The organism is Streptomyces sp. NPDC001515 (genome assembly GCF_053597115.1).
In genome coordinates this window covers 84,977-108,059 of record NZ_JBSFHN010000010.1, presented here as the reverse complement: position 1 = coordinate 108,059, position 23,083 = coordinate 84,977, and the positions used below count along the sequence as shown (strand labels likewise).

20 protein-coding genes and 1 riboswitch are annotated in these 23,083 nt (G+C 73.2%); of the genes, 14 read left to right on the top strand and 6 right to left on the bottom strand.

Annotated elements, in window-relative coordinates:
* From ACWCXC_RS13425 to ACWCXC_RS13415, 3 genes are all read left to right on the top strand, one after another.
* The gene (locus tag ACWCXC_RS13425; RefSeq protein WP_450888725.1) at positions 1-1,383 is read left to right on the top strand and encodes a M16 family metallopeptidase; all 1,383 of its coding nucleotides are present in this window, start codon (positions 1-3) and stop codon (positions 1,381-1,383) included.
* Between the two features lie 230 nt (positions 1,384-1,613).
* Positions 1,614-1,783, top strand: a riboswitch (cyclic di-AMP (ydaO/yuaA leader).
* Positions 1,784-1,796: 13 nt separating this feature from the next.
* On the top strand, positions 1,797-2,630 hold the full coding sequence (locus tag ACWCXC_RS13420) for a M23 family metallopeptidase (RefSeq protein ID WP_450888723.1): 834 nt from the start codon (positions 1,797-1,799) through the stop codon (positions 2,628-2,630).
* Between the two features lie 221 nt (positions 2,631-2,851).
* Complete coding sequence (locus ACWCXC_RS13415) at positions 2,852-3,538, top strand: GntR family transcriptional regulator (RefSeq protein ID WP_450681970.1); 687 nt, start codon at positions 2,852-2,854, stop codon at positions 3,536-3,538.
* Positions 3,539-3,739: 201 nt separating this feature from the next.
* Here the strand turns inward: ACWCXC_RS13415 and ACWCXC_RS13410 are convergent, their stop codons facing one another.
* Entirely contained in the window at positions 3,740-4,021 is a 282-nt protein-coding gene (locus ACWCXC_RS13410) for an HPr family phosphocarrier protein (protein WP_383646385.1), read from the bottom strand.
* A gap of 173 nt (positions 4,022-4,194) precedes the next feature.
* Between ACWCXC_RS13410 and ACWCXC_RS13405 the strand changes: the two genes are divergently transcribed.
* The 5 genes from ACWCXC_RS13405 (at position 4,195) to ACWCXC_RS13385 (ending at position 10,846) form a co-directional block, all read left to right on the top strand.
* Complete coding sequence (locus ACWCXC_RS13405) at positions 4,195-7,128, top strand: bifunctional acetate--CoA ligase family protein/GNAT family N-acetyltransferase (protein WP_450888720.1); 2,934 nt, start codon at positions 4,195-4,197, stop codon at positions 7,126-7,128.
* A gap of 80 nt (positions 7,129-7,208) precedes the next feature.
* Positions 7,209-7,802 carry a DUF5998 family protein gene (locus ACWCXC_RS13400; RefSeq protein WP_383646379.1) on the top strand — a complete coding sequence of 198 codons (594 nt, stop codon included), beginning with the start codon at positions 7,209-7,211 and terminating at the stop codon, positions 7,800-7,802.
* Entirely contained in the window at positions 7,802-8,989 is a 1,188-nt protein-coding gene (locus ACWCXC_RS13395) for an alkaline phosphatase family protein (RefSeq protein ID WP_450888717.1), read from the top strand. The genes ACWCXC_RS13400 and ACWCXC_RS13395 overlap by 1 nt, the downstream gene beginning before the upstream one ends.
* A gap of 53 nt (positions 8,990-9,042) precedes the next feature.
* Positions 9,043-9,693, top strand: coding sequence for a thymidine kinase (locus ACWCXC_RS13390; RefSeq protein ID WP_450681973.1), 651 nt, complete (start codon positions 9,043-9,045; stop codon positions 9,691-9,693).
* 205 nt (positions 9,694-9,898) lie between these two features.
* Positions 9,899-10,846, top strand: a complete 948-nt coding sequence (locus tag ACWCXC_RS13385) for an IS5 family transposase (RefSeq protein ID WP_450888715.1) — start codon at positions 9,899-9,901, stop codon at positions 10,844-10,846.
* On the opposite strand, the gene ACWCXC_RS13380 is transcribed toward ACWCXC_RS13385, so the two are convergent.
* Positions 10,818-11,594, bottom strand: coding sequence for a VOC family protein (locus ACWCXC_RS13380; RefSeq protein WP_450888713.1), 777 nt, complete (start codon positions 11,592-11,594; stop codon positions 10,818-10,820). The two genes, ACWCXC_RS13385 and ACWCXC_RS13380, sit on opposite strands and share 29 nt — an antisense overlap.
* A gap of 233 nt (positions 11,595-11,827) precedes the next feature.
* Here ACWCXC_RS13380 and ACWCXC_RS13375 point away from each other — a divergent pair, with 233 nt between their 5' ends.
* Entirely contained in the window at positions 11,828-12,658 is an 831-nt protein-coding gene (locus ACWCXC_RS13375; RefSeq protein WP_450888711.1) for a sulfurtransferase, read from the top strand.
* Between the two features lie 103 nt (positions 12,659-12,761).
* Here the strand turns inward: ACWCXC_RS13375 and sepH are convergent, their stop codons facing one another.
* Positions 12,762-13,823, bottom strand: coding sequence for a septation protein SepH (gene sepH, locus ACWCXC_RS13370; protein ID WP_450681977.1), 1,062 nt, complete (start codon positions 13,821-13,823; stop codon positions 12,762-12,764).
* Positions 13,824-14,321: 498 nt separating this feature from the next.
* Here sepH and ACWCXC_RS13365 point away from each other — a divergent pair, with 498 nt between their 5' ends.
* Positions 14,322-15,413, top strand: coding sequence for a hypothetical protein (locus ACWCXC_RS13365; RefSeq protein ID WP_450888709.1), 1,092 nt, complete (start codon positions 14,322-14,324; stop codon positions 15,411-15,413).
* An 80-nt stretch (positions 15,414-15,493) separates the two neighbouring features.
* Here the strand turns inward: ACWCXC_RS13365 and ACWCXC_RS13360 are convergent, their stop codons facing one another.
* Both ACWCXC_RS13360 and ACWCXC_RS13355 read right to left on the bottom strand, forming a co-directional pair.
* Positions 15,494-16,816 carry a D-arabinono-1,4-lactone oxidase gene (locus ACWCXC_RS13360; protein WP_450681979.1) on the bottom strand — a complete coding sequence of 441 codons (1,323 nt, stop codon included), beginning with the start codon at positions 16,814-16,816 and terminating at the stop codon, positions 15,494-15,496.
* Entirely contained in the window at positions 16,773-18,020 is a 1,248-nt protein-coding gene (locus ACWCXC_RS13355; protein WP_450681980.1) for an MFS transporter, read from the bottom strand. Before ACWCXC_RS13355 ends, ACWCXC_RS13360 begins: the two co-directional genes overlap by 44 nt.
* Before the next feature lie 183 nt (positions 18,021-18,203).
* Here ACWCXC_RS13355 and ACWCXC_RS13350 point away from each other — a divergent pair, with 183 nt between their 5' ends.
* Entirely contained in the window at positions 18,204-19,331 is a 1,128-nt protein-coding gene (locus ACWCXC_RS13350; RefSeq protein ID WP_450888707.1) for a ferrochelatase, read from the top strand.
* Between the two features lie 41 nt (positions 19,332-19,372).
* Positions 19,373-20,191: an inositol monophosphatase family protein gene (locus ACWCXC_RS13345; protein ID WP_450888705.1), complete on the top strand. Its 819-nt coding sequence runs from the start codon at positions 19,373-19,375 to the stop codon at positions 20,189-20,191.
* 131 nt (positions 20,192-20,322) lie between these two features.
* Here the strand turns inward: ACWCXC_RS13345 and ACWCXC_RS13340 are convergent, their stop codons facing one another.
* Positions 20,323-20,496: a hypothetical protein gene (locus ACWCXC_RS13340; protein ID WP_383646340.1), complete on the bottom strand. Its 174-nt coding sequence runs from the start codon at positions 20,494-20,496 to the stop codon at positions 20,323-20,325.
* 343 nt (positions 20,497-20,839) lie between these two features.
* Here ACWCXC_RS13340 and ACWCXC_RS13335 point away from each other — a divergent pair, with 343 nt between their 5' ends.
* Positions 20,840-21,493 carry a response regulator transcription factor gene (locus ACWCXC_RS13335; RefSeq protein ID WP_383646337.1) on the top strand — a complete coding sequence of 218 codons (654 nt, stop codon included), beginning with the start codon at positions 20,840-20,842 and terminating at the stop codon, positions 21,491-21,493.
* 5 nt (positions 21,494-21,498) lie between these two features.
* Positions 21,499-22,731, top strand: a complete 1,233-nt coding sequence (locus ACWCXC_RS13330) for a sensor histidine kinase (protein WP_450888702.1) — start codon at positions 21,499-21,501, stop codon at positions 22,729-22,731.
* Positions 22,732-23,083: the final 352 nt, after the last annotated feature.

Genomic DNA, 23,083 nt, shown 5'->3' with positions numbered 1-23,083 from the left:
ATGCAGTACCACCCGCAGCCCGCCCCGGGCACGGCCCGCCCCTGGGCCTTCCCCGCCCCCGAGCGCGGCGCGCTGCCCAACGGGCTCACGGTGCTGCGCTGCCACCGCCCCGGCCAGCAGGTCGTCGCCGTCGAGATCTTCCTCGACGCCCCGCTGGACGCCGAGCCCGAGGGCCTGGACGGCGTCGCCACGATCATGGCGCGCGCCCTGTCCGAGGGCACCGACAAGCACAGCGCCGAGGAGTTCGCGGCCGAGCTGGAGCGGTGCGGCGCCACCCTGGACGCCCACGCCGACCACCCCGGCCTCCGGGTCTCCCTGGAGGTCCCGGCCTCCCGGCTGCCCAAGGCACTCGGCCTGGTCGCCGAGGCGCTGCGCGCCCCCGCCTTCGCCGACAGCGAGATCGAGCGCCTGGTGGGCAACCGGCTGGACGAGATCCCGCACGAGCAGGCCAACCCCGCCCGACGGGCCGCCAAGCAGCTCTCCAAGGAGCTCTTCCCGGCCACCGCCCGGATGTCCCGGCCCCGCCAGGGCACCGAGGAGACCGTGGCCCGGATCGACGCCGGGGCCGTGCGCGCCTTCTACGACGCCCACGTCCGGCCGTCCACCGCCACGGCCGTGGTCGTCGGTGACCTCACCGGCATCGACCTGGACGGACTGCTCGCGGACACCCTCGGCGACTGGTCGGGCAACACCGTCGAGCCCCGGCCGGCCCCGGCCATCACCGGCGACGACACCGGCCGCGTGGTGATCGTGGACCGTCCGGGCGCTGTGCAGACGCAGCTGCTGATCGGCCGGATCGGCGCCGACCGCCATGACAGCGTCTGGCCAGCCCAGGTGCTCGGCACCTACTGCCTCGGCGGCACGCTGACCTCCCGGCTCGACCGGGTGCTGCGCGAGGAGAAGGGCTACACCTACGGCGTGCGGGCCTTCGCCCAGGTGCTGCGCTCCACCGCTCCGGACTCGGCTTCCGGGGCGACGGGCGCCGCGATGCTCGCGATCAGCGGTTCGGTCGACACGGAATCCACCGGTCCGGCGCTGGACGACCTGTGGAAGGTGCTGCGCACGCTGGCCGCCGAGGGGCTGACGGACGCCGAGCGCGAGACGGCCGTGCAGAACCTCGTGGGGGTCGCCCCGCTGAAGTTCGAGACGGCGGCCTCCGTCGCGGGCACCCTCGCCGACCAAGTCGAGCAGCATCTGCCCGACGACTACCAGGCCACGCTCTACGCCCGGCTCGCCGAGACCGGCACGGTGGAGGCGACCGCCGCCGTCGTGAACGCGTTCCCGGTGGACCGTCTCGTCACGGTGCTGGTGGGGGACGCCTCGCAGATCGCGGAGCCCGTCCGGGCCCTGGGCATCGGAGAGGTGTCGGTCGTCACGGGCTGAGGCACGGCCGGCCCGGACGCGTCCGGGGAGAACGGTAACGGCACCAAGGGGGATGGATCGCGCGGAGAGAGTTCCGTGCGGTCCATCCCTTTTGTCCGTCACGAAGGGAAAGGTGCACATTTGCCCTGTGGGATGTGCGACAAAAGCGGCTGTCCGTTTGGTCCGCGTCCGCGCCGCCGCTTAGCGTCGGCTCCGCTGTCCGCACCCGTATGCCGCATCCGTGACGTACCGGGCAGCCATCGCCGAGTCCCCGTCAGGCGCGAGCCCGGGGAGCCGGGGACCCACGCAGTCCCTGGGGTGAATCGGACGCCGGCGCCCCCGGACCCGGGCCGCGGCATCCGTAGGAGACCTTCCTGCTCCGAACCCGTCAGCTAACCCGGTAGGCGAGAAGGAAGGAAAGGACCAGCCACTCCATGGCGTTCACCCGTGCCTCCGGGAAGCACCGTGCCCCGGGCCGTCTGAGCCGCGCCGGCGCGAAGACCGTCGGCATCGCGACCCTCGCCACCACCGGCGTCGTCGGCGCACTGGCCTCCCCGTCGGTCGCCGCCGACGCCGAGACCCCCGTCACCGACACCGGCCTCACCCAGGTCATCGCCATCGAGCGGGACCTCGCCGACCGCGTCGACGCCCAGGCCCAGGCGCAGCGGCGCCAGGCCGAGGCCGCCGCCGAGAAGCGGGCGAAGGCCGAGGCGGCCGCCCAGAAGAAGGCCGAGGCGAAGAAGAAGGCCCAGGCCCGGGCCGAGGCGAGGAAGAAGGCCCGCGCCGCCGCCGAGGCCCGCGCCGAGGAGGCCCGCGAGACCGCAGCCCGCGCCGCCCGCTCCGCCGAGCGCGCCCGCCTCGGCGCGTACCGGCTCCCCGTCGCCGGCACGTACGTCTCCACCGGCTACAAGTCGAGCAGTTCCCTCTGGTCCTCCGGCAGCCACTCCGGCATCGACTTCCACGCCGCCTCCGGCAGCCCCGTCGTCGCCGTCGGCGCCGGCACGGTCGTCGAGGCCGGCTGGGGCGGCGCGTACGGGAACAACATCGTGCTGCGGATGAGCGACGGCACGTACACCCAGTACGGCCATCTGTCCTCGATCGGTGTCTCCGTCGGCCAGGGCGTCGCCGCCGGGCAGCGGATCGGGCTCTCCGGCTCCACCGGCAACTCGACCGGCCCGCACCTCCACTTCGAGGCGCGCACCACGCCCTCGTACGGCTCCGACATGGACCCGATCGCCTACCTCCGGGCCCACGGCGTCTCCCTCTGAGACCCGCGACGCCCCGAAGGCCCCGGCGCGCACCGCCGGGGCTTCGGCATCTCCGGGAGGGGTGGTGGCGCGTGGGGGTCACCCCCTCGCCGCCGAGGACCGGGGCCAAAAGATATTCATGAATGAACTCCCGGCATCGGAAATGCGACCGCATTGTCATAGAGTCGCGGGACAGGTGTCGATCGGCCGCGATCCGCGGGGATGAGGGCGGGGGTTCGGACATGCGTATTCCGGCGCATTCGGTATGCACGGCCATTCGTGAAGACATTGTCTCGGGTGTCTTCGAGCGCGGCAGCCGGCTGACCGAGGAGGTGCTGGCACGCCGGTACGGGGTCTCCCGCGTCCCGGTGCGCGAGGCGCTGCGCACCCTGGAGTCGGAGGGGTTCGTGGTCACCCGCAGACACGCCGGGGCCTGTGTCGCCGAGCCCACCGAGCAGGAGGCCGTCGACCTCCTGGAGATGCGGACGCTGCTGGAGCCGCTGGGCGCGGCCCGTGCCGCGCGGCGCCGTACCGAGGCGCATCTGAAGGTGCTCCGGGGCCTGGTCAGGCTCGGTCAGGAGCGGGCCAGGCGCGGTGAGGGCGAGGATCTGCGGTCCCTGGGCACCTGGTTCCACGAGACGCTCGCCCAGGCCTCCGGCAGTCCGGGCCTCATCGCCCTGCTCACCCAGCTGCGCCACAAGATCGCCTGGATGTACACGGTCGACCCGCCGTCCCGGCCGGCCGACGCCTGGGCCGAGTACGGGGCGATCGTGGACGCCGTGGCGCGCGGCGACGCCGAACGGGCCAGGGCCCTGACCGCCCAGCACGCCGAGCGGGCCGGGGCCGCGCACCGGCTGCGCCGCCCCGTCCCGGCGGGGAAGGTGAGGAATGCGCAACATCCCGTACACACCCCGAGCGGTCGTTCGTAATAAAGACGCCGTAGACAAAGGGGAGAGGAATTGGGACGGGTGCTATTCCCGCTGCCCGCATTTCTCTTTCCGGGCCCCGTCGTCGATGTTTCCGACGGGAATACGGTGGTGCCGCGTCCCGGGAATGCGGAAACCGCGCCGCCCGGTCGGGGGAGGCGCGGTTTCGGCGCGGAACCATCCGGCGCGTGCGGCCGGTCCGGGTCAGACGGTCTCGGGGAGCTCGTCCAGTCCCTCGGCGACCAGCTTGGAGAGACGGTCCAGAGCGGCGTCGGCGTTCTCCGCGTCGGACGCCAGGACGATCTCCTCGCCGCCCTGCGCGCCGAGCCCGAGCACGGCGAGCATCGAGGCGGCGTTGACCGGGTTGCCGTCGGCCTTGGCGATCGTCACGGGGATGCCGGAGGCCGTGGCGGCACGGACGAAGATGGAAGCGGGGCGGGCGTGCAGGCCCTCGGCCCAACCGACGTTGACGCGGCGCTCAGCCATGGTTCTGCCCTTCACGAATCAATGGTTGTCTAGACCAGTCTCTCATGCAGTGCGCGGTGCTCCGGCCGGACCGCGCCGCGCACCCCCACGGGTGCGCCACCGCCGCCCGGCCACCCCAGACTGCCCCGGCCCCGTCCCCCACGCGACCGGTGGCGGCGCCGTAGGCTTGGCCCATGCAGCCCTCTCCGGAGCAGAGTCCGCAGCACGCCTACCCCGATCACTGGGAGGCGGACGTGGTGCTCCGCGACGGGGGCACGGCCCGGATCAGGCCCATCACCACGGACGACGCCGAGCGGCTGGTCAGCTTCTACGAGCAGGTCTCCGACGAGTCGAAGTACTACCGCTTCTTCGCGCCCTACCCCCGGCTCTCCGCCAAGGACGTCCACCGCTTCACCCATCACGACTACGTCGACCGGGTGGGCCTCGCGGTCACGGTGGGCGGCGAGTTCATCGCCACCGTCCGCTACGACCGGATCGACGCGACCGGCCGCCCCGCCTCCGCCCCGGCCGACGAGGCCGAGGTGGCCTTCCTCGTCCAGGACGCCCACCAGGGCCGCGGGGTCGCCTCCACCCTCCTCGAACACATCGCGGCCGTCGCCCGCGAACGCGGCATCCGGCGCTTCGCCGCCGAGGTGCTGCCCGCCAACACCAAGATGATCAAGGTGTTCCGGGACGCCGGCTACACCCAGCAGCGCAGCTTCGAGGACGGTTCCGTCCACCTCACCCTGGACCTCGAACCGACCGCCGAGTCCCTGGCCGTGCAGCGCGCCCGCGAACAGCGCGCCGAGGCCCGCTCCGTGCAGCGGCTGCTCGCCCCCGGCTCCGTCGCCGTCATCGGCGCCGGACGCACCCCGGGCGGCGTGGGGCGCACCGTGCTGCGCAACCTCCTGGCGGCCGGGTTCACCGGCCGCGTCCACGCGGTGAACCACGCCCTCGCCCCCGGCCAGGACACCCTGGACGGCGTGCCCGCCCACCGCTCCCTCGGCGAGATCGGCGCACCCGTCGACCTCGCCGTGGTCGCCGTCCCCGCCGACCGCGTTCCCGAGGCCGTCGCCGACTGTGGCGAGCACGGCGTCCAGGGCCTCGTCGTCCTGTCCGCCGGATACGCCGAGTGGGGCGCCGAGGGCCGCGAGCGCCAGCGCGAACTGGTCCGCCAGGCCCGTGCGTACGGCATGCGGATCATCGGCCCCAACGCCTTCGGCATCATCAACAACTCCGACGCCGTCCGGCTCAACGCCTCCCTCGCGCCGGAGCGGCCCGCCTCCGGCCGCATCGGCCTGTTCACCCAGTCCGGCGCGATCGGCATCGCCCTGCTCTCCGGGCTCTACCGGCGCGGCGCGGGGCTCTCCACCTTCATCTCGGCCGGCAACCGGGCCGACATCTCGGGCAACGACTTCCTGCAGTACTGGTACGAGGACCCGGACACCGACGTCGCCCTGCTCTACCTGGAATCGCTCGGCAACCCCCGCAAGTTCACCCGCCTCGCCCGGCGGACCGCCGCCGTGAAGCCCGTCGTCGTGGTCAAGGGCGCCCGGCACAGCGGCTCCACCCCGCCCGGCCACGCGGTCCCGGTCAGCCGGATCCCGGACGCCACGGTCTCCGCGCTGATGCGGCAGGCCGGAGTGATCCGCGTCGACACCGTCACGGAGATGGTCGACGCCGGACTGCTCCTGGCCGACCAGCCGCTCCCCGCGGGCGGACGCGTTGCCATCCTCGGCAACTCGGAGTCGCTCGGGCTCCTCACGTACGACGCCTGCCTGGCGGAGGGGCTGCGCCCCCGGCCGCCCGTCGACCTCACCACGGCGGCCACCCCGCAGGACTTCCGCGACGCGCTGTCGGCGGCCCTCGCCGACGGCGGCTGCGACGCGGTCGTGGTGACGGCGATCCCGTGGGTGGGCGAGGACGGGGAGGCGGAGTCCGGCGACGGGGAGGTGCTGGCCACCGCCCTGCACGCGGCGGCGGCCGCGGGCCCGGCGAAGCCGGTCGCCGTGGTCCACGTGGAGATGGGCGGTCTCGCGCAGGCCCTGGCCGCCGCCACCAGCACCGCCGCCCAGCAGCGCCCGCAGTCCGCCGGCCCGCGCCCCGCCCGGGACGGGGCGCCCGGAACGGCCCCCACGGACACGGCGACCGGACCCGCGCCAGCGCCCCCCGCCCGGACGACCGCCCCCGCCCCGCCGGGCGGCGCGGACCCCGCGACCGGCGTCCCCGCCCCCGAACCCCCCCGGGCCCCCGGCCGGATCCCCGCGTACCCCGCCGCCGAGCGGGCGGTGCGGGCACTCGCGGAGGCCGTGCGGTACGCGCAGTGGCGGCGGCAGGCGGCCCTGCCGGGCAAGGTGCCCGAGTTCCTCGACGACACGATCGACGAACCGGCCGCCGCCGCGCTCATCGACACCCTGCTGGGCCCGGACCCCGATCCCCGGGGCAAGCCCCTGGACCACGACGAGGCCCGCGCGCTCCTGGCCTGCTACGGCATCACCGTCCGCCCGACGCTGCCCGCGCCCGGCCCCGAGGAGGCGGTCGCCGCGGCGGCCGAGCTGGGCTTTCCGGTGGCGCTGAAGACCACCGCCCCCCATCTGCGCCACCGCGCCGACCTCGGCGGGGTCCGCCTCGACCTCGCGGGCGATACCGCGCTGCGCAGGGCGTACGGCGAGCTGACCGATCTGCTCGGCACGCCCGCCGAACTGCGGCCCGTCGTCCAGTCCATGGCTCCGCGCGGCGTGGACACGGTCGTCCGGGCCACCATCGACCCGGCCGCCGGGGCCGTCCTCTCCTTCGGCCTGGCGGGCGCCCCCTCCGAACTCCTCGGCGACACCGCGCACCGGCTGGTCCCCGCCACCGACCGCGACGTCGCCGAGCTGATCCGGTCCATCCGGGCCGCCCCCGTCCTCTTCGGCTGGCGCGGTGCGGCCCCGGTGGACACCGCCGCCCTGGAGGAACTGCTGCTGCGGGTCTCCCGGCTGGTCGACGAGCACCCCGAGGTGGTCTCCGTCGCCCTGGAACCGGTCGTCGTCGCCCCGCACGGCCTCACCGTCCTCGGCGCGAGCGTGCGGCTCTCCCCGCCGCCGCCCCGTACGGATCTGGGCCCGCGCCGGCTCTCCAACTACTGACACGTGACCCGTGGGGCCCGGCCCGCCGGGGCCGTCACGGGCGTCCCCGGCAGCCATCGGTCCGCCGTAGGATGGTGCCCATGGCTAAGACCGGTACGACGACCCAGGGGCTGCGCGCGGCGATCGAGCGCAGCGGCTACTACCCGGCCCTCGTGGCCGAGGCGGTGGAGGCCGCCGTGGGCGGTGAGCCGGTCGCCTCGTACCTGGTGCACCAGGAGACGACGTTCGACTCCAACGAGGTGCGCCGGCACGTCACGGTCCTGGTGCTCACGGACACCCGCTTCATCGTCAGCCACACCGACGAGCAGAACGCGGACACCAGCTCCCCGTCGCCGTACGCCACCACCTCCACCGAGTCGGTCAAGCTCGACCGGATCTCCTCGGTCGTGGTCAGCCGCGTCGTCGCCAACCCCGAGAAGTACGTCGCCGGGACCCTGCCCCGCGAGGTCGTCCTGACCATCGGCTGGGGCGCGGTCTCCCGGATCGATCTGGAGCCCGCCGCCTGCGGCGACCCCAACTGCGAGGCCGACCACGGCTACACCGGCAGCTCCACCGCCGACGACCTGAGCCTGCGGGTCAGCGAGGCCGGCGACGGCCCGGACACCGTGCGCCAGACGCTCGCCTTCGCCCAGGCGCTCTCCGAGGCCACCGCCGCGACGGCGGCCGGCCGCTGATGGCCCAGCCGGCCTGGCAGGACCCCGTCCTGCTGTCCGTCGACAGCGCCCCCGTTCCGGAGTACGGCGGCGGATCGCTGGCCGATCTGCTGCCCACGCTCGTCGCCGGCCAGGAGGTCCCCGGGTTCACCGCCGCGATCCCCGAGCTGACCCCGGCCGACCGCAACTGCGTGTTCCTGATCGACGGCCTCGGCTGGGAGCAGATCGGGGCGCACCCCGACGAGGCCCCCTTCCTGCACTCCCTGCTGCCCACCTCGCGCGGCGGCACCGGCCGCCCGATCACCGCGGGCTTCCCGGCCACCACCGCGACTTCCCTCGCCTCCGTCGGCACCGGCCTCCCGCCGGGCGAGCACGGCCTGCCCGGATACACGGCGCGCAACCCGGACACCGGCGAGCTGATGAACCAGCTCCGCTGGAAGCCGTGGACCCCGCCCAAGGTCTGGCAGCCGTACCCGACGGTTTTCCAGCGCGCCGACGCCGCCGGGGTGCGCACCGCCCAGGTCTCCGCCCCCGCCTTCGAGCAGACCCCGCTGACCAAGGTCGCGCTCAGCGGCGGGTCCTTCCTGGGCCGGCTCGCCGGCGAGGAGCGGATGGACGTCGCCGCCCAGCGGCTCGCCGCCGGGGACCGCTCCCTCGTCTACACGTACTACAGCGAGGTCGACGGCGCCGGTCACCGCTTCGGCGTGGACTCCGACGCCTGGCGCGGCCAGCTGATGTACGTGGACGGGCTGGCCCGGCGCCTCGCGGAGCAGTTGCCGCCGCGCTCCGCGCTCTACATCACCGCCGACCACGGCATGATCGACATCCCGTTCGACGAGCACTCCCGGATCGACTTCGACGAGGACTGGGAGCTGCGGGCGGGCGTCGCGCTCCTCGGCGGCGAGGGCCGCGCCCGCCACGCGTACGCCGTCCCGGGCGCCGAGGCCGATGTGCTGACCGTCTGGCGCGAGGTGCTCGGCGAGCAGTTCTGGGTGGCGAGCCGCGAGGAGGCCGTCGCCGCGGGCTGGTTCGGTCCGCGCGTCGACGAGCGGGTCCTGGGCCGGATCGGCGACGTGGTGGCGGCGGCCCGCGACGACGTCGTGATCACCGCCTCCGTCAACGAGCCGCACGAGTCCGCGATGGTCGGCATGCACGGCTCCATGACCCCCGTCGAGCAGTTCGTCCCCCTCCTCGAAGTACGCTCCTGAACGGCCGTCCGGCCGCTTCCTCCCCGTTCCTCCCGAAAGGTCTGCGCCCCCTCATGCCCGAGCTTGTGTTCTTCTCCGGAACGATGGACTGCGGAAAGAGCACGCTGGCCCTCCAGATCGGGCACAACCGCTCGGCCCGCGGGCTCCAGGGCGTGATCTTCACCCGGGACGACCGGGCGGGGCAGGGCAAGCTCTCCTCGCGTCTGGGCCTGGTCACGGAGGCCGTCGAGGCGGCCGAGGGCATGGACCTGTACGCCCACCTCGTCGACCAGCTCTCCCGGGGCGGCAAGGCCGACTACGTGATCGTCGACGAGGCGCAGTTCCTCGCCCCGGAGCAGATCGACCAACTGGCCCGTGTCGTGGACGACCTGGGCCTCGACGTCTTCGCCTTCGGCATCACCACCGACTTCCGGACCCGGCTCTTCCCCGGCTCCCAGCGGCTGATCGAACTGGCCGACCGGATAGAGGCGCTCCAGGTGGAGGCGTTGTGCTGGTGTGGCGCCCGCGCCACCCACAACGCCCGCACCGTCGGCGGCCGGATGGTCGTGGAGGGCGCCCAGGTCGTGGTCGGCGACGTCAACCGCCCGGCCGAGGACATCGGGTACGAGGTGCTGTGCCGCAGCCACCACCGCCGCCGCATGACCAGCGCGTCGGCCCGCGCGGGAGCCCTCTCCCCGGACGTCCTTCCGGTCAATACCCCCTGAAACCACCGGACTTCTCCGGCAATTGCGCCGATCACCCGCGTCGGCGGGGGAGTTGCCCTATGTTGCTTGCGTGAATCCGCTGACCCCCCAGGACCCGGCCCGCATCGGCCCGTACCGACTGATCGCCCGGCTGGGCGAGGGCGGCATGGGTCTGGTCTAGGTCGTGTGCCGAAAGTGGATCTTGGGCTGTGAATGATCACGGTTCATGGGTCGGGGAGATCTCACGGACGAGCAGTGGGCGGTGCTGGAGCCGTTGTTGCCGAAGGGTGCCAAGGCGGGGCGGCCGCCCGTTTGGCCTCGGCGGCGGTTGACCGACGGCATACGGTTCCGGGACCGTACCGGTATTCCGTGGCGGGACGTCCCCATCGAGTACGGACCTTGGAACCGGGTGTACGACCTGTTCCGCCGGTGGCAGCGGAACGGTACCCGGCAGCGGATCCTCACCCGGCTCCAGTCCCTGGCCGACGCGAAAGGCGCGATCGTCCGGGACCTGAGCGTCGACTTCACGGTGTGCCGCGCCCACCAGCACGCGGCCGGAGCCCGAAGGCAGGGCGACCTCCAGAAGGAACCGCCGGGTGGCGTGTTCACCGAGCCTCGTGATCACGGGCTGGGACGCTCGCACGGCGGCTTCACCACCAAGCTGCACCTGGCCGTCGAACAAGGTCAGAAGCCCATGCCGATCGTGGTGACGGCAGGGCAGCGTGGGGACTCGCCGCAGTTCGAACCGGTGCTGGAGAAGGTTCGCGTGCCCCGCATCGGGCCGGGCCGGCCACGCGTTCGTCCCGATCGGGTACGGGCTGACAAGGCGTACGCCTCCCGCAGGAACCGTGCCTACCTGCGCCGCCGCGGGATCCGCTGCACCATCCCCGACAAGGCTGACCAGGCACGCAACCGCCAGAAGCTCGGCTCCCGCGGCGGCCGGCCGCCGCGCTTCGACCCGGTCGACTACCGCGAGCGCCATGCGGTCGAGTGCGGGATCAACCGACGCCGTTCTGCACACCTACACCGACGAGCTCCGGTGGGCCGCCGGAGCCCTGCTGCTCGCCTGCCTGACCGCCGGGCTGATGATCAGCGCCCCCGCGGCGCGGCCCGCGGGACAGGCCCCGGGCCGCTGACCGCCCGGATCAGGGACGCTCCGACCGCACGATCGTGAAGACCGCGCCCTCCGGATCGGCCACCGTCGCCACCCGGCCGCCGGACCCGTCCCTCGGCTGCTGGAGGACATGGCCGCCCAGCTCCGCCACGCGCCGGGCGGCCTCGTCGGTGTCCGCGACCTCGAAGTACGTCATCCAGTGCGGGCCCCGGTCCCGGGGGAGGGCGTTGCCGACCCCGTGCAGCGAGGCCACCGGCCGCCCGTCCAGATGCAGGGTCTGGTAGTCGAAGTCGGCCGAGACGACCGCCTCGGTCTCGTAGCCGAAGACCGTCTGGTAGAACTTCGCGACCGTCGACGTCTCCCGGGTCACCAGCTCGTTCCAGACCGGGGTGCCGGGCGCCCCGGTCTGCGCCGTCCCGGCGTGGGCACCGGCCTGCCAGATCCCGAAGACGGCCCCGCACGGATCGGAGGCCACCGCCATCCGGCCCGCCTCACCGGCGTCCAGTGGGCCCACCCCCACCGTGCCCCCGCAGGAGCGGATCGCCTCGGCCGTGAGATCGGCGTCGTCGGTGGCCAGATAGGTCGTCCAGGCGACCGGCAGGTGCCGGTCGGGCGAGAGCAGCCCCAGCCCCGCCACCTCCTTGCCGTCGCTCAGCGCCCGGACGTACGGGCCGAGCTGCTCGGGCCCGGGGCCGTACTCCCAGCCGAAGAGTTCCGTGTAGAAGGTCTGGGTGGTGTGCAGGCCGTGCACGATCAGACTGACCCAGCACGGTGTTCCCGGTGTCCGTCGGGCGGCAGCCTCGGTCATCGTCACTCTCTCCTCCGACCATCGTGGTGGCCGTACGGGGGGATCGGGGCCGGCGCGCCGTTGTGCGGTACGGGATGTGTACGCCCCGTGAAGATGCTCGCACCACCGGGCGCATGACGCGCCCCGGCCGCGCCGCTGTCACCGCGATCTCGACGGAGGAGATCCGGATCCGGGCGGCGCCGCCGTTTCGGTGTGGTGACGGGCGGGCCGGTCGCTGCGCGAGGATGGCCGGTATGAAGCCCATCATCTCCGCATCCGCATGTGCGAGCGAGTCGGCGGGGCCACGTCCGCCGGTGCTCCTTGACGTTCGTTGGCAGCTGGGCGGGCCGCACGGCCGGCCCGACTACGAGGCCGGTCATCTGCCCGGTGCGGTCTTCGTCGACCTGGACGCCGAACTCGCCGGTCCGGCCGGTGAAGGCGGACGCCATCCGCTGCCCGATCCGGAGGCGTTCGGCGCGGTGATGCGCCGCGCGGGCGTGAGCCGGGACAGTTCCGTGATCGTCTACGACGGCGGGCTGGGCTGGGCCGCCGCCCGTGCCTGGTGGCTGCTGCGCTGGGCGGGGCACCGGGACGTCCGGGTGCTGGACGGCGGGCTCGCGGCCTGGACCGGCGAGCTGACCACCAGGATTCCGGCGCCCGCCGAGGGTGACTTCGTGCCCGTACCGGGCTCCATGCCGCTCCTCGACGCGGACGGCGCGGCGGCGCTCGCCCGCTCCGGACTGCTGCTCGACGCCCGCGCCGCCGAGCGGTACCGGGGCGATGTGGAGCCGATCGACCGGGTGGGCGGCCACATCCCCGGTGCCGTCTCCGCGCCCACCACCGAGAACACCGCCGCCGACGGACGCTTCCTGACCGCCGACGCCCTGGACGCCCGGTTCCGTGCCCTGGGCGCCGAGGCGGAGGGCACCGCGATCGGCGTCTACTGCGGCTCCGGGGTGTCCGGCGCCCACGAGGTGCTGGCTCTGGAGATCACCGGCCGTCCGAGCGCGCTCTACGCCGGCTCCTGGTCGCAGTGGTCGGCCGACGAGTCCCGCCCGGTCGCCACCGGCCCCGACCCGCAGTAGGGGAGCGGAACCGTACCGGGCGCCTCGGTTCCGGGCGGGAAGCCGACAGGGGCCCGTACGCAGCGGCGTACGGGCCCTCGTCATGCTGCGGTCACCCGGTCCCTCAGTCCTGCTTCTTGCGGCGCGTGCCGAAGACGATCTCGTCCCAGCTGGGCACGGCCGCCCGGCGGCCCGGACGGACCCCGTCGGCCTCGGCCTGGCGGTCGGTCGTCCCGGTCAACCGGTCGCGGTGACCGGCGACCGCGCGCGGCATCAGCACGTCCGCGTACGCGGCACCCGCGCCGGCGGACGCGGCCGGCGGCTCCTCCGCCTCGGGCTCCTGCACGGGTGCCGGTTCGAGGGCGGGCGGCTCGGGGGGAGCCGGGCGCTCGGGGACGACCATGTCGCCGCGGAAGCTGGGCACCGCCTCCAGCAGGCTGGTCAGCGAGTCCCGCTCGCTCGCGGTGACCCCGCCGATACGCTCCTCCGGCTCCGGGGGAGGCGGCGGAGCGGGGCGCTCCATCTGGCGGTCCAGGGCTCGGTCCAGCGGCCGGTCGCGGGGCAGCCGGGCGATCCGGGGGACGAACGGGAAGCTGGGCTCGGGCGCGGCGACGTCGTCCGTCTCGCCGATCAGCGAACGGGCCTCGTCGTCGACGGCCTGGACGAGCCGGCGCGGCGGATCGTAGGTCCAGCTCGCCGAGTGCGGCTCGCCGGCGACCCGGTACACCAGCAGGACCTCCCAGGTGCCGTCGTCACGGCGCCAGGAGTCCCACTGGACGGTTTCCTTGTCGGCGCCGCGCAGCAGGAGCCGTTCCTGCACCGCCTCGCCGAGCTGGGGGCCGGTGTTCTCGCCGGGACGGCGCACGGGAGTCTTCCGGGCACGCTCGGCCATGAAGGCGCGCTCAGCGAGCACGGGGCCCTCGAAGCGGCGGACACGGTCGACCGGGATCCCGGCGAACTGGGCGACCTCCTCCGCGGAGGCGCCGGCTCGTATCCGGGCCTGGATGTCGCGGGGCCGGAGGTGGCTCTCCACCTCGATCTCGATCTGCCCGAGCCGGGCGCGGTCGTTGCGCACGGCGGCTCGCAGCCGCTCGTCGATCGGAAGCGTGTACTCCGTACTGTCCGCAGCTTTGAGCACCAGTCGTGTGCCGTCGTTGGAGACGGCCACGACACGCAGTTCGGGCATGGGGACCTCCCGGGTGGTGCCTGCCGACGTCACGTGCGTCGCTGCTTCCGCTAGTCGAGTGTGGCCTGCCCGGGTGCAGCCTGCCACAACATTGCCGTGTTGCCCGGCGTGTCGGGCGTGAGCCCGTGATCGCCGGTATGACACGGTGGCCTCTTTGCGCAACACACAGTGACCGATGGTCACTCCGCGTAGCTGGCCCCCGTGCGATGCCGCCGCGCCGCCGGATCGAGTGCCTCCTTCGGCCCCCTCCCGAAGGTTCCGGACATCCGCATGGGTGTCCGGCCCCAGGGCTCGCCACAGTACTCCATTCGGACCATGTGGGTGGACCGCCGCGCCGTCCGAGTTCTCGTCGGGCACGGGAGTTGGCGTACCCAGTTGTGGACGGAATGCCCGTCGTGCGTGTCCTGCTTCACAGAATCGCCGTAAACGGAACTATCGACTTCGCTCAATTGTCCCTTGTTGGTGCAGGGTGGGAGCGATGTCAATCAAGGGCTGGAAATGGTGCAGAAGCCGGAAAGTGGCGGAGAACCCAAGGAAAAGCGGATCGACCTGAGCCTGCCCCAGGTGGCGGGCAGCGCGGTGGCGGCGGTGGCCGCGGCCGTCGCGGCCTCCCAACTGGGCGTCTACGGGACGATCATGGGCGCCGGGGTGATGAGTGTCGTGGCCACCTGCGGGGGTTCCGTCTTCCAGCACTTCTTCCGCCGCACGGGCGAGCAGATCCGCGAGGTCACCGTCCAGGTCAAGCACCCGGACCGCGAAGTGACGGTGCACACGCGCCAGACGCGCGACGCCGGTGACCCCGACGCGGAGTGGGAGACGGCCGGGACGCGGGTCGCCCTGCGCGAGGCCGCGGCCTCCGCCCCGACCACCGCGATCCCGCTTCCGGCGGACGCCACGACGGTGCTGGGCCGGGTCGATCCCGCCGACGCGGACGCCGACGCCACGCGGGCGCTGCCCCGGGTGGACGCCACGACCGTGCTGCGCCGGGTCCCCGCCGACCCGGAACGGACCCGGCAGTTGCGCGCGGTGGACGGCACCCGGCCGCTCGCCGTCCCGCCCCCGGGACAGGACGACGCTTTCTCCTCGGCGACCACGCACGGCACCCGGATCCGGGGCTGGAAGCGCTCGGCGCTCGGCGCCGCGGTGGTGTTCGCCGTCGCCATGGTCGGGATCACCACCTTCGAGCTGGTCTCGGGGAACGATCTGAGCGGGGGTCACGGCACCACCGTCGGTTCGGTCGTGCGCGGCGACAGCGGATCGGGCGGCTCCACCGACCCCGAACCGTCCCCCGGCACCGGCACGGACCGCGACGCCACCGCCCCGGCCCGGGACGGCTCCTCGGCCCCCGCCGCACCGCGGGACGGGGCGAGTACCCGCCCGGACCCGCGCGACAGCGCGGCCCCCACCGACGCGCCCGCGCCCACCCCGACCGCGTCGGACGGCACGGGCAGCGGTACCGGCGGCGCTACGGAGCCGTCCGCCACCCCCACCCCGTCGGCCACCGGCGACGGCCCGTCCCCCGCGCCCTCGGACGCCGGCGGCGCCCCCGCGCAGGAGGGTGCCCCGGCCACCGGCGACACCGGCCGCTGAACCCCCGGCCCCGCACGCGACGGCCCCCGTCCGGAATCTCCGGGCGGGGGCCGACGCGCGCGCACATGACGGGGGAGGGGTCAGTCGCCCAGCACCCGGCGCAGATAGTCGTTGGCGAACAGACGGTCCGGATCCAGCCGGTCCCGTACCGCCGTGAACTCGCCGAAGCGCGGGTACACCCCGGACAGGTAGGCGGCGTCCCGGGTGTTGACCTTGCCCCAGTGCGGGCGGCCGGTGTGGGCGGTCATGATCCGCTCGACCGCCGTGAAGTACGCCTGGTACGGGGTGCCCCGGTACAGGTGCACGGCGATGTAGACGCTGTCCCGGCCCGAGGCCGTGGAGAGCGCGATGTCGTCCGCCGGAGCCGTGCGCACCTCCACCGGGAAGCTGATCCGCAGCGGCGAGCGGTCCACCATCGCCTTCAGTTCCCGCAGCGCCTCCACGGCGGCCTCGCGCGGAAGGGCGTACTCCATCTCCACGAACCGGACCCGGCGCGGGCTGGTGAAGACCTTGTAGGGGATGTCGGTGTACGTGCGGGCGGACAGGGCGCGGCTGGAGAGCCTGGCGATCGAGGGGATGGTCGCGGGCACCGCCCGGCCGAGCGAGCAGGCCACCTGGAAGACGCCGTTGGAGAGGAACTCGTCGTCGATCCAGCCGCTGATCCGCCCGGGAGGGGCCGCGGGGCCGGCGCTGCGGTTGTTGCGCTTGGTGTTGGTGTTGCCGGTGTGCGGGAACCAGTAGAACTCGAAGTGCTCGTTCTCGGCGACCAGCTCGTGGAAGTCGGAGGTGACCCGGTCGAAGGTCATCGGCTCCTCGCGGGCGGTCAGCAGGAAGACCGGCTCCACGGCGAAGGTGATCGCCGTGATGACGCCCAGCGCGCCGAGCCCGATCCGGGCCACGGCGAAGATCTCGGGGTTCTCGGTCTCCGAGCAGGTCAGCACCGTACCGTCGGCGGTGACCAGCTCCAGGGCGCGGATCTGCGCCGATATGGACGCCGAGTCGCGGCCGGTGCCGTGCGTGCCGGTCGAGGTCGCCCCGGCGACCGTCTGCTCCATGATGTCGCCCATGTTGGTGAGCGAGAGGCCCTCGCGGGCCAGCGCCGCGTTCATCCGCTTCAACGGGGTGCCGGCCTCGACCGTCACCGTCATCGCGTCCCGGTCGATCTTCCGGATGCCGGTGAGCAGATCGGGGCGGATCAGCACCCCGTCGGTGGCCGCCGTCGAGGTGAAGGAGTGGCCGGTGCCGACCGGCTTCACCGTCAGTCCGTCCTCGGACGCCCGGCGCAGCGCCTCGGACAGTTCGTCCACGGAGGCGGGGGACACGGTCCGTGCCGGACGGGCGGTGACATTGCCCGCCCAGTTACGCCACGCGCTCGTCGTCGTCCGTGCGTAGGTGTCGGTCATCTTCCCCGCGCCCTTCCCTAGGAGCCGGTCCACTGAGCCGGCGGTACCCCAGGAACGCCACCGCGGCCGCGAGCGCTCCCGCCACGGCGGGCACCGCGTACCCCGCCGCCGCCCCGGAGGCGTCGACCACCCAGCCGGCGGCCGAGGAGCCGAGCGCCACCCCGACGGCGAGCCCGGTACTGGTCCAGGTCATGCCCTCGGTCAGCCGGGCTCGGGGTACGTGCTGTTCGACGAGAGCCATGGTGGTCACCATCGTCGGTGCGACGAACAGGCCCGCGACAAAGAGCGACACGGCCAGAAACGGAAGGTTCCCGGCCAGTTGGAGGGGGATCATACTCACGGCCATCGCACACACACCCACCAGCCATCGGGTGGACGGCTTGCCCCGCAGCCGCAGCAGGCCGAAGACCGCTCCGGCGAGGCACGAGCCGAGCGCGTACACGGCGAGGACGAGACTGGCCGCCGCCTTCTGCCCGAGCTCCTCGGCGAAGGCCACCGTCACCACGTCGACCGCCCCGAAGATCGCCCCGGTCGCCACGAAGGTGACCACGAGCACCTGGAGGCCGCGCGAGGAGAGCGCGGAGCCCGTGGAGTGCCGTGCGTGCGGATGCGGCACCGGCTCGGTGGACCGCTGGGCGGTCAGCCAGACCACGCCGACCAGCAGGAATCCGGCCGCGAGCAGCGGTCCGGCCTCCGGGAACCAGGCGGTGGAGAGCCCGATCGAGATGATCGGGCCGAAGATGAAGCAGACCTCGTCGACGATCGACTCCCACGCGTACGCGGTGTGCAGCCGCTGCGCCGAGCCCCGGTAGATCTCCGCCCAGCGGGCCCGGACCATCGATCCGACGCTGGGGACGCACCCCGCGCCCGCCGCGAAGACGAAGAGCGTCCAGTCCGCCAGGCGCTGCTGCGCGCAGACCAGCAGTCCGGCCACGGCCGCCAGCGCGACGAGCGTCGCCGGGCGGAGCACCCGGCGCTGTCCGTACCGGTCGACCAGCCGGGAGATCCGGGGGCCGATCACCGCGGCCGACATCGCCATCGTCGCGGAGAGCGCCCCCGCCAGCCCGTACCGGCCGGTCAGCTGGGACACCATGGTCACCACGCCGATGCCCATCATGGACAACGGCATCCGGCCGAGGAAACCGGCGGCGGAGAAGGCCCGGGAGCCGGGTGCGGCGAAGATCGCGCGGTAGGGACTGGACAAGGGATCTCCGGAACGGCGTGGACACGCGCGATGTCAGGGGTGAATACGGCCGATACAGCTTACGGTCGCGGGCGACATGTCCGACAGCGGGTTTCCGGGCGGCGCGGTCCGCACCCGCGCGGCCGTCGCGGGCGAGCGGTGTCGGTGGGAACCGGGCCGTGAGCGGGTGGCAGGATCGGTGCCATGTCCGATGTGCGTGATCCCGCTCCCTACGACGCCCTGCTGCTGCTCTCCTTCGGAGGCCCCGAAGGACCGGACGATGTGGTTCCGTTCCTCGCGAACGTGACCCGCGGCCGGGGAATCCCCGAGGAACGGCTCAAGGAGGTCGGCAAGCACTACTTCCTCTTCGGCGGCGTCAGTCCGATCAACGCCCAGAACCGGGCCCTGCTCGACGCCCTGCGCAAGGACTTCGCCGAGCACGGACTCGATCTGCCCGTGTACTGGGGCAATCGCAACTGGGCCCCGTATCTGACCGACACCCTGCGCGAGATGACCCGCGCCGGGCACCGCCGCATCGCCGTCCTGGCCACCAGCGCCTACGCCTCCTACTCCGGCTGCCGCCAGTACCGCGAGAACCTCGCCGAGTCCCTGGCAGCCCTGGAGGCCGAGGGGCTGCCCGTGCCTCGCGTGGACAAGCTGCGGCACTACTTCAACCACCCCGGCTTCGTCGAGCCCATGGTGGACGGCGTCCTCGCCTCCCTCGCCGACCTCCCCGAGGACGTACGGGCCGGCGCGCACCTCGCCTTCACCACGCACTCCATCCCCACCTCGGCCGCCGACACCTCCGGCCCGGCGGAGGCCCACGGGGACGGCGGCGCCTATGTGGCCGAGCACCTGGACGTGGCCCGGCTGATCGTCGACGCGGTGGCCGAGCGGACCGGCGTCACCCACCCCTGGAAGCTCGTCTACCAGTCGCGCAGCGGCGCCCCGCACATCCCGTGGCTGGAGCCCGACATCTGCGACCACCTGGAGGCCCTGCACGGGGAGGGGGTCCCGGCCGTGGTGATGGCGCCCATCGGCTTCGTCTCCGACCACATGGAGGTCCTCTACGACCTCGACACCGAGGCCACCGCGAAGGCCGCGGAGCTGGGCCTGCCCGTGCGGCGTTCCGCGACGGTCGGCTCCGACCCCCGCTTCGCCGCCGCCGTCCGCGACCTCGTACGGGAGCGCGCGGCGACCGAGCGCGGACTCGGCCCCGAGCGCTGCGCCCTCGGCACCCTCGGAGCGAGCCACGACCTCTGCCCGGTCGGCTGCTGTCCCGCCCGAGCGCCCAAGCCGGCCGCCGCGGGCGCCGACAGCCCCTGGGCCTGATCCGAAGCCCTCCGCCCTCTTCTCACCTTCCTGGGAGCGCCGTGACCGACCCCCTGCTGTCCGAACTGCTCGACCTGGCCCTGGACGTCGCCCACCGGGCCGGAGCCCTGCTGCGCGACGGGCGGCCGGCCGATCTCGGCGTGGCCGCGACCAAGTCCAGCCCGGTCGACGTCGTCACCGAGATGGACCTCGCCGCCGAGCAGCTGATCACCGGCTTCCTCACCGAGCGCCGCCCCCGGGACGGCTTCCTCGGCGAGGAGGGCGCCAGCTCCGAGGGGACCAGCGGCATCCGCTGGGTGATCGACCCGCTCGACGGCACGGTGAACTACCTCTACGGCCTGCCCACCTGGGCCGTGTCCGTCGCCGCCGAACGCGACGGCGAGAGGGTCGTGGGCGTGGTGGAGGCCCCGATGCGCGGCGAGACCTACCACGCGGTCCTCGGCGGCGGCGCGTACGCCCGGGGCGGGGCCTTCGGGGACGGGGCCCGGCTGCGCTGCCGTCCGGCCCCGCCGCTGGCCCAGGCGCTCGTGTCGACCGGGTTCAACTACGTCGCCGACGTGCGCGCGCACCAGGCGGAGGTGGCCCGGGTCCTGGTCCCGGAACTGCGCGACATCCGGCGCGGCGGCTCGGCCGCCATCGACCTGTGCGACGTGGCCGCCGGGAGGCTGGACGGCTACTACGAGCGCGGACTGCACCCCTGGGACCTGGCGGCCGGGGACCTGATCGCCCGCGAGGCGGGCGCGCTCACCGGCGGACGGCCCGGGGAGCCCGCCGACGGCGGGCTGACCGTGGCCGCGTCACCGGGCGTCTTCGCACCCCTCCAGGCGCTGCTGGAGGACCTGGGCGCCTGGCACGACTGACCCGGGGCGGGCGCGGCGTCCCACCGGCCCCCGCGGCGCCCCTACGGGCCGTGGAGGGCCCGCGGGCCCGGCCGGAACCGAGAAGGCCCCGCCGGCGCCTGTGGAGCACCGGGGGGCCTTCTCGTGACGGCTCAGACGCTGGTCGCGCCGATGTGCACGCCGTGCTCCGCCGCGAGGCGGTGGAGATCGTCCAGTTCGCTCTGTTCGACGTCGGCGAGGAAGTCGTCCCCCGTCTCGCGGGCTTTGGTGAGGTCGGACTCGGTGGTCTTGATGCGTTGCAGCAGACCTGCGGTGAAAGCGTCCATGAAGCGCCCCCTCATCGTGGGTCGGTGGCACGGGGGTGTGCCCGGGTTTCCCTCCGCCGAGGCGGTAGGGCGGGTGATCACGCCACTCTCCGGGGCCGGAGGGGCCTGTGGCACGCCACATACAAGACGTGATCGCGGGTGTGCATTCGTCCTCCCCGGCCCAACCCTCAGAGAAACCTCAACTGGCCCGGGAATCCGTGGAATTCCCGGAAACCGCAGGTGGGGCAGCGCCGCCTTACCGCCGGTTTATGCGTGTTCCGGGCAGGATGGAGCCGCACGCCCCCTGTCCGGGCCCGCCCGTACGGGCCCGTGGACCCCGAGAAGCACTGAGGAAGGAAACGCCGTGCGCGTACTCGTCGTGGAGGACGAGCAACTGCTCGCCGATGCGGTGGCCACCGGACTGCGCCGCGAGGCCATGGCCGTCGACGTCGTGTACGACGGAGCCGCGGCCCTGGAGCGCATCGAGGTCAACGACTACGACGTCGTCGTCCTGGACCGCGACCTTCCGCTGGTGCACGGCGACGACGTGTGCCGGAGGATCGTCGAGCTGGGCATGCCCACCCGGGTGCTGATGCTCACCGCCTCCGGGGACGTCAGCGACCGCGTCGAGGGCCTGGAGCTCGGCGCCGACGACTATCTGCCCAAGCCCTTCGCTTTCACCGAGCTGACCGCCCGGGTCCGGGCCCTGGGCCGCCGTACGACGGTGGCCCTGCCGCCCGTCCTGGAGCGGGCGGGCATCAAGCTCGACCCCAACCGCCGCGAGGTCTTCCGGGGCGGCCAGGAGGTGCAGCTCGCGCCCAAGGAGTTCGCGGTCCTGGAGGTCCTGATGCGCAGCGAGGGCGCCGTCGTCTCGGCCGAGCAGCTGCTGGAGAAGGCCTGGGACGAGAACACCGACCCGTTCACCAATGTGGTCCGGGTGACCGTCATGACCCTGCGGCGCAAGCTCGGCGAGCCGCCGGTGATCGTCACGGTGCCCGGCTCCGGCTACCGGATCTGAGGCCCGTGCCCACCGTCCCGCCGCCCGCGTCGGCGCCCCCCAAGCCCACCTGGGAGCCCAAGCAGCAGGAGCCCCCGTACCCGTGGCTGCGCCCGACCATCCGGATACGGCTCACGCTGCTGTACGGCGGCATGTTCCTGATCGCGGGCATCCTGCTGCTGTCGATCATCTACATGCTGGCCGCCCAGGCCCTGCACGTGGGCAGCGAGCTGCCCTTCAAGATCGCCAACGGCCAGGTGACCAGCGAGATCTGCAACCTGCCGGAGAAGGCGTCCGCGGACGACTTCAACGCCGCGATGAACGCCTGCGTCAACCACCAGCGCCAGCAGGCGCTGGACACGCTTCTGAACAGGTCGCTGCTGGCCCTGGTCGGCCTCAGCGTCATCGCCTTCGCCTTCGGCTACGCCATGGCGGGCCGGGTGCTCTCGCCGCTGGGCCGCATCACCCGCATCGCGCGCACCGTGGCCGGGACGGACCTGGCCCGCCGCATCGAGCTGGACGGGCCCGACGACGAGCTGAAGGAGCTGGCGGACACCTTCGACGACATGCTGGACCGGCTGGAGCGGGCGTTCACCGCCCAGCAGCGGTTCGTCGGCAACGCCTCGCACGAGCTGCGCACACCGCTGGCGATCAACCGCACGCTGCTGGAGGTCCACCTCTCCGATCCGGAGGCGCCGCCCGAGCTCCAGCAGCTGGGCAAGACGCTGCTCGCCACCAACGAGCGCAGCGAGCAGCTCGTCGAGGGCCTGCTGCTGCTGGCCCGCAGCGACAACCAGATCGTCGAGCGCAAGCCCGTCGATCTGGCCGAGGTGGCCTCCCGGGCGCTGGACCAGGCCCGGGGAGAGGCCGAGGCCAAGGGCGTGGAGACGCGCGCCGCGCTCGCTCCGGCGGTCGTCCAGGGCAACGGCGTCCTGCTGGAGCGGATCGCGCTGAACCTCGTCCAGAACGCGGTGCGCTACAACGTCCCCGAGGGCGGCTGGGTCGAGGTCACGACCGAGCTGCTGCCCGGCCAGGCCCTGATGGTCGTGACGAACACCGGACCGGTGGTCCCGGCGTACGAGATCGACAACCTCTTCGAGCCCTTCAGACGGCTGCGTACGGAGCGTACGGGCAGCGACAAGGGGGTCGGTCTCGGCCTGTCGATCGCGCGGTCCGTCGCGCGCGCCCACGGAGGCCGTATCATCGCGGAGCCTCGCGAAGGCGGTGGTCTTGTGATGCGCGTCTCACTCCCCGTCTGAGCGGCGGGACGAGACGGCCGGCACACGCAGCAGTTTCGTTCGCTTTAAGCGGAATTTTCGGGACCACCTCCCGAGCGGTCCCTGTGTGATCGATCACAGGAGCGATTTTCCGCCTGTCCACGCTCCGTGACGGTGGGCCCTTCGGAAATCCGGCGATAGCCGGGGTTTTCGGGGGTCCGTATCACGGGAAGTACACGGGGTGGCGCCCGTGAGCGGCACCAGCGGGACCGTGTACGGTCCCCATCGCCACCCAAGCCGATCACTCTCGAGCGGTCCTTTTGGGTGTCGATTGAGTAACAGACCTTGATGTGAGGCAAAATCTCCGCCTCGGGTCGGGCACAAGTCCGGCCTC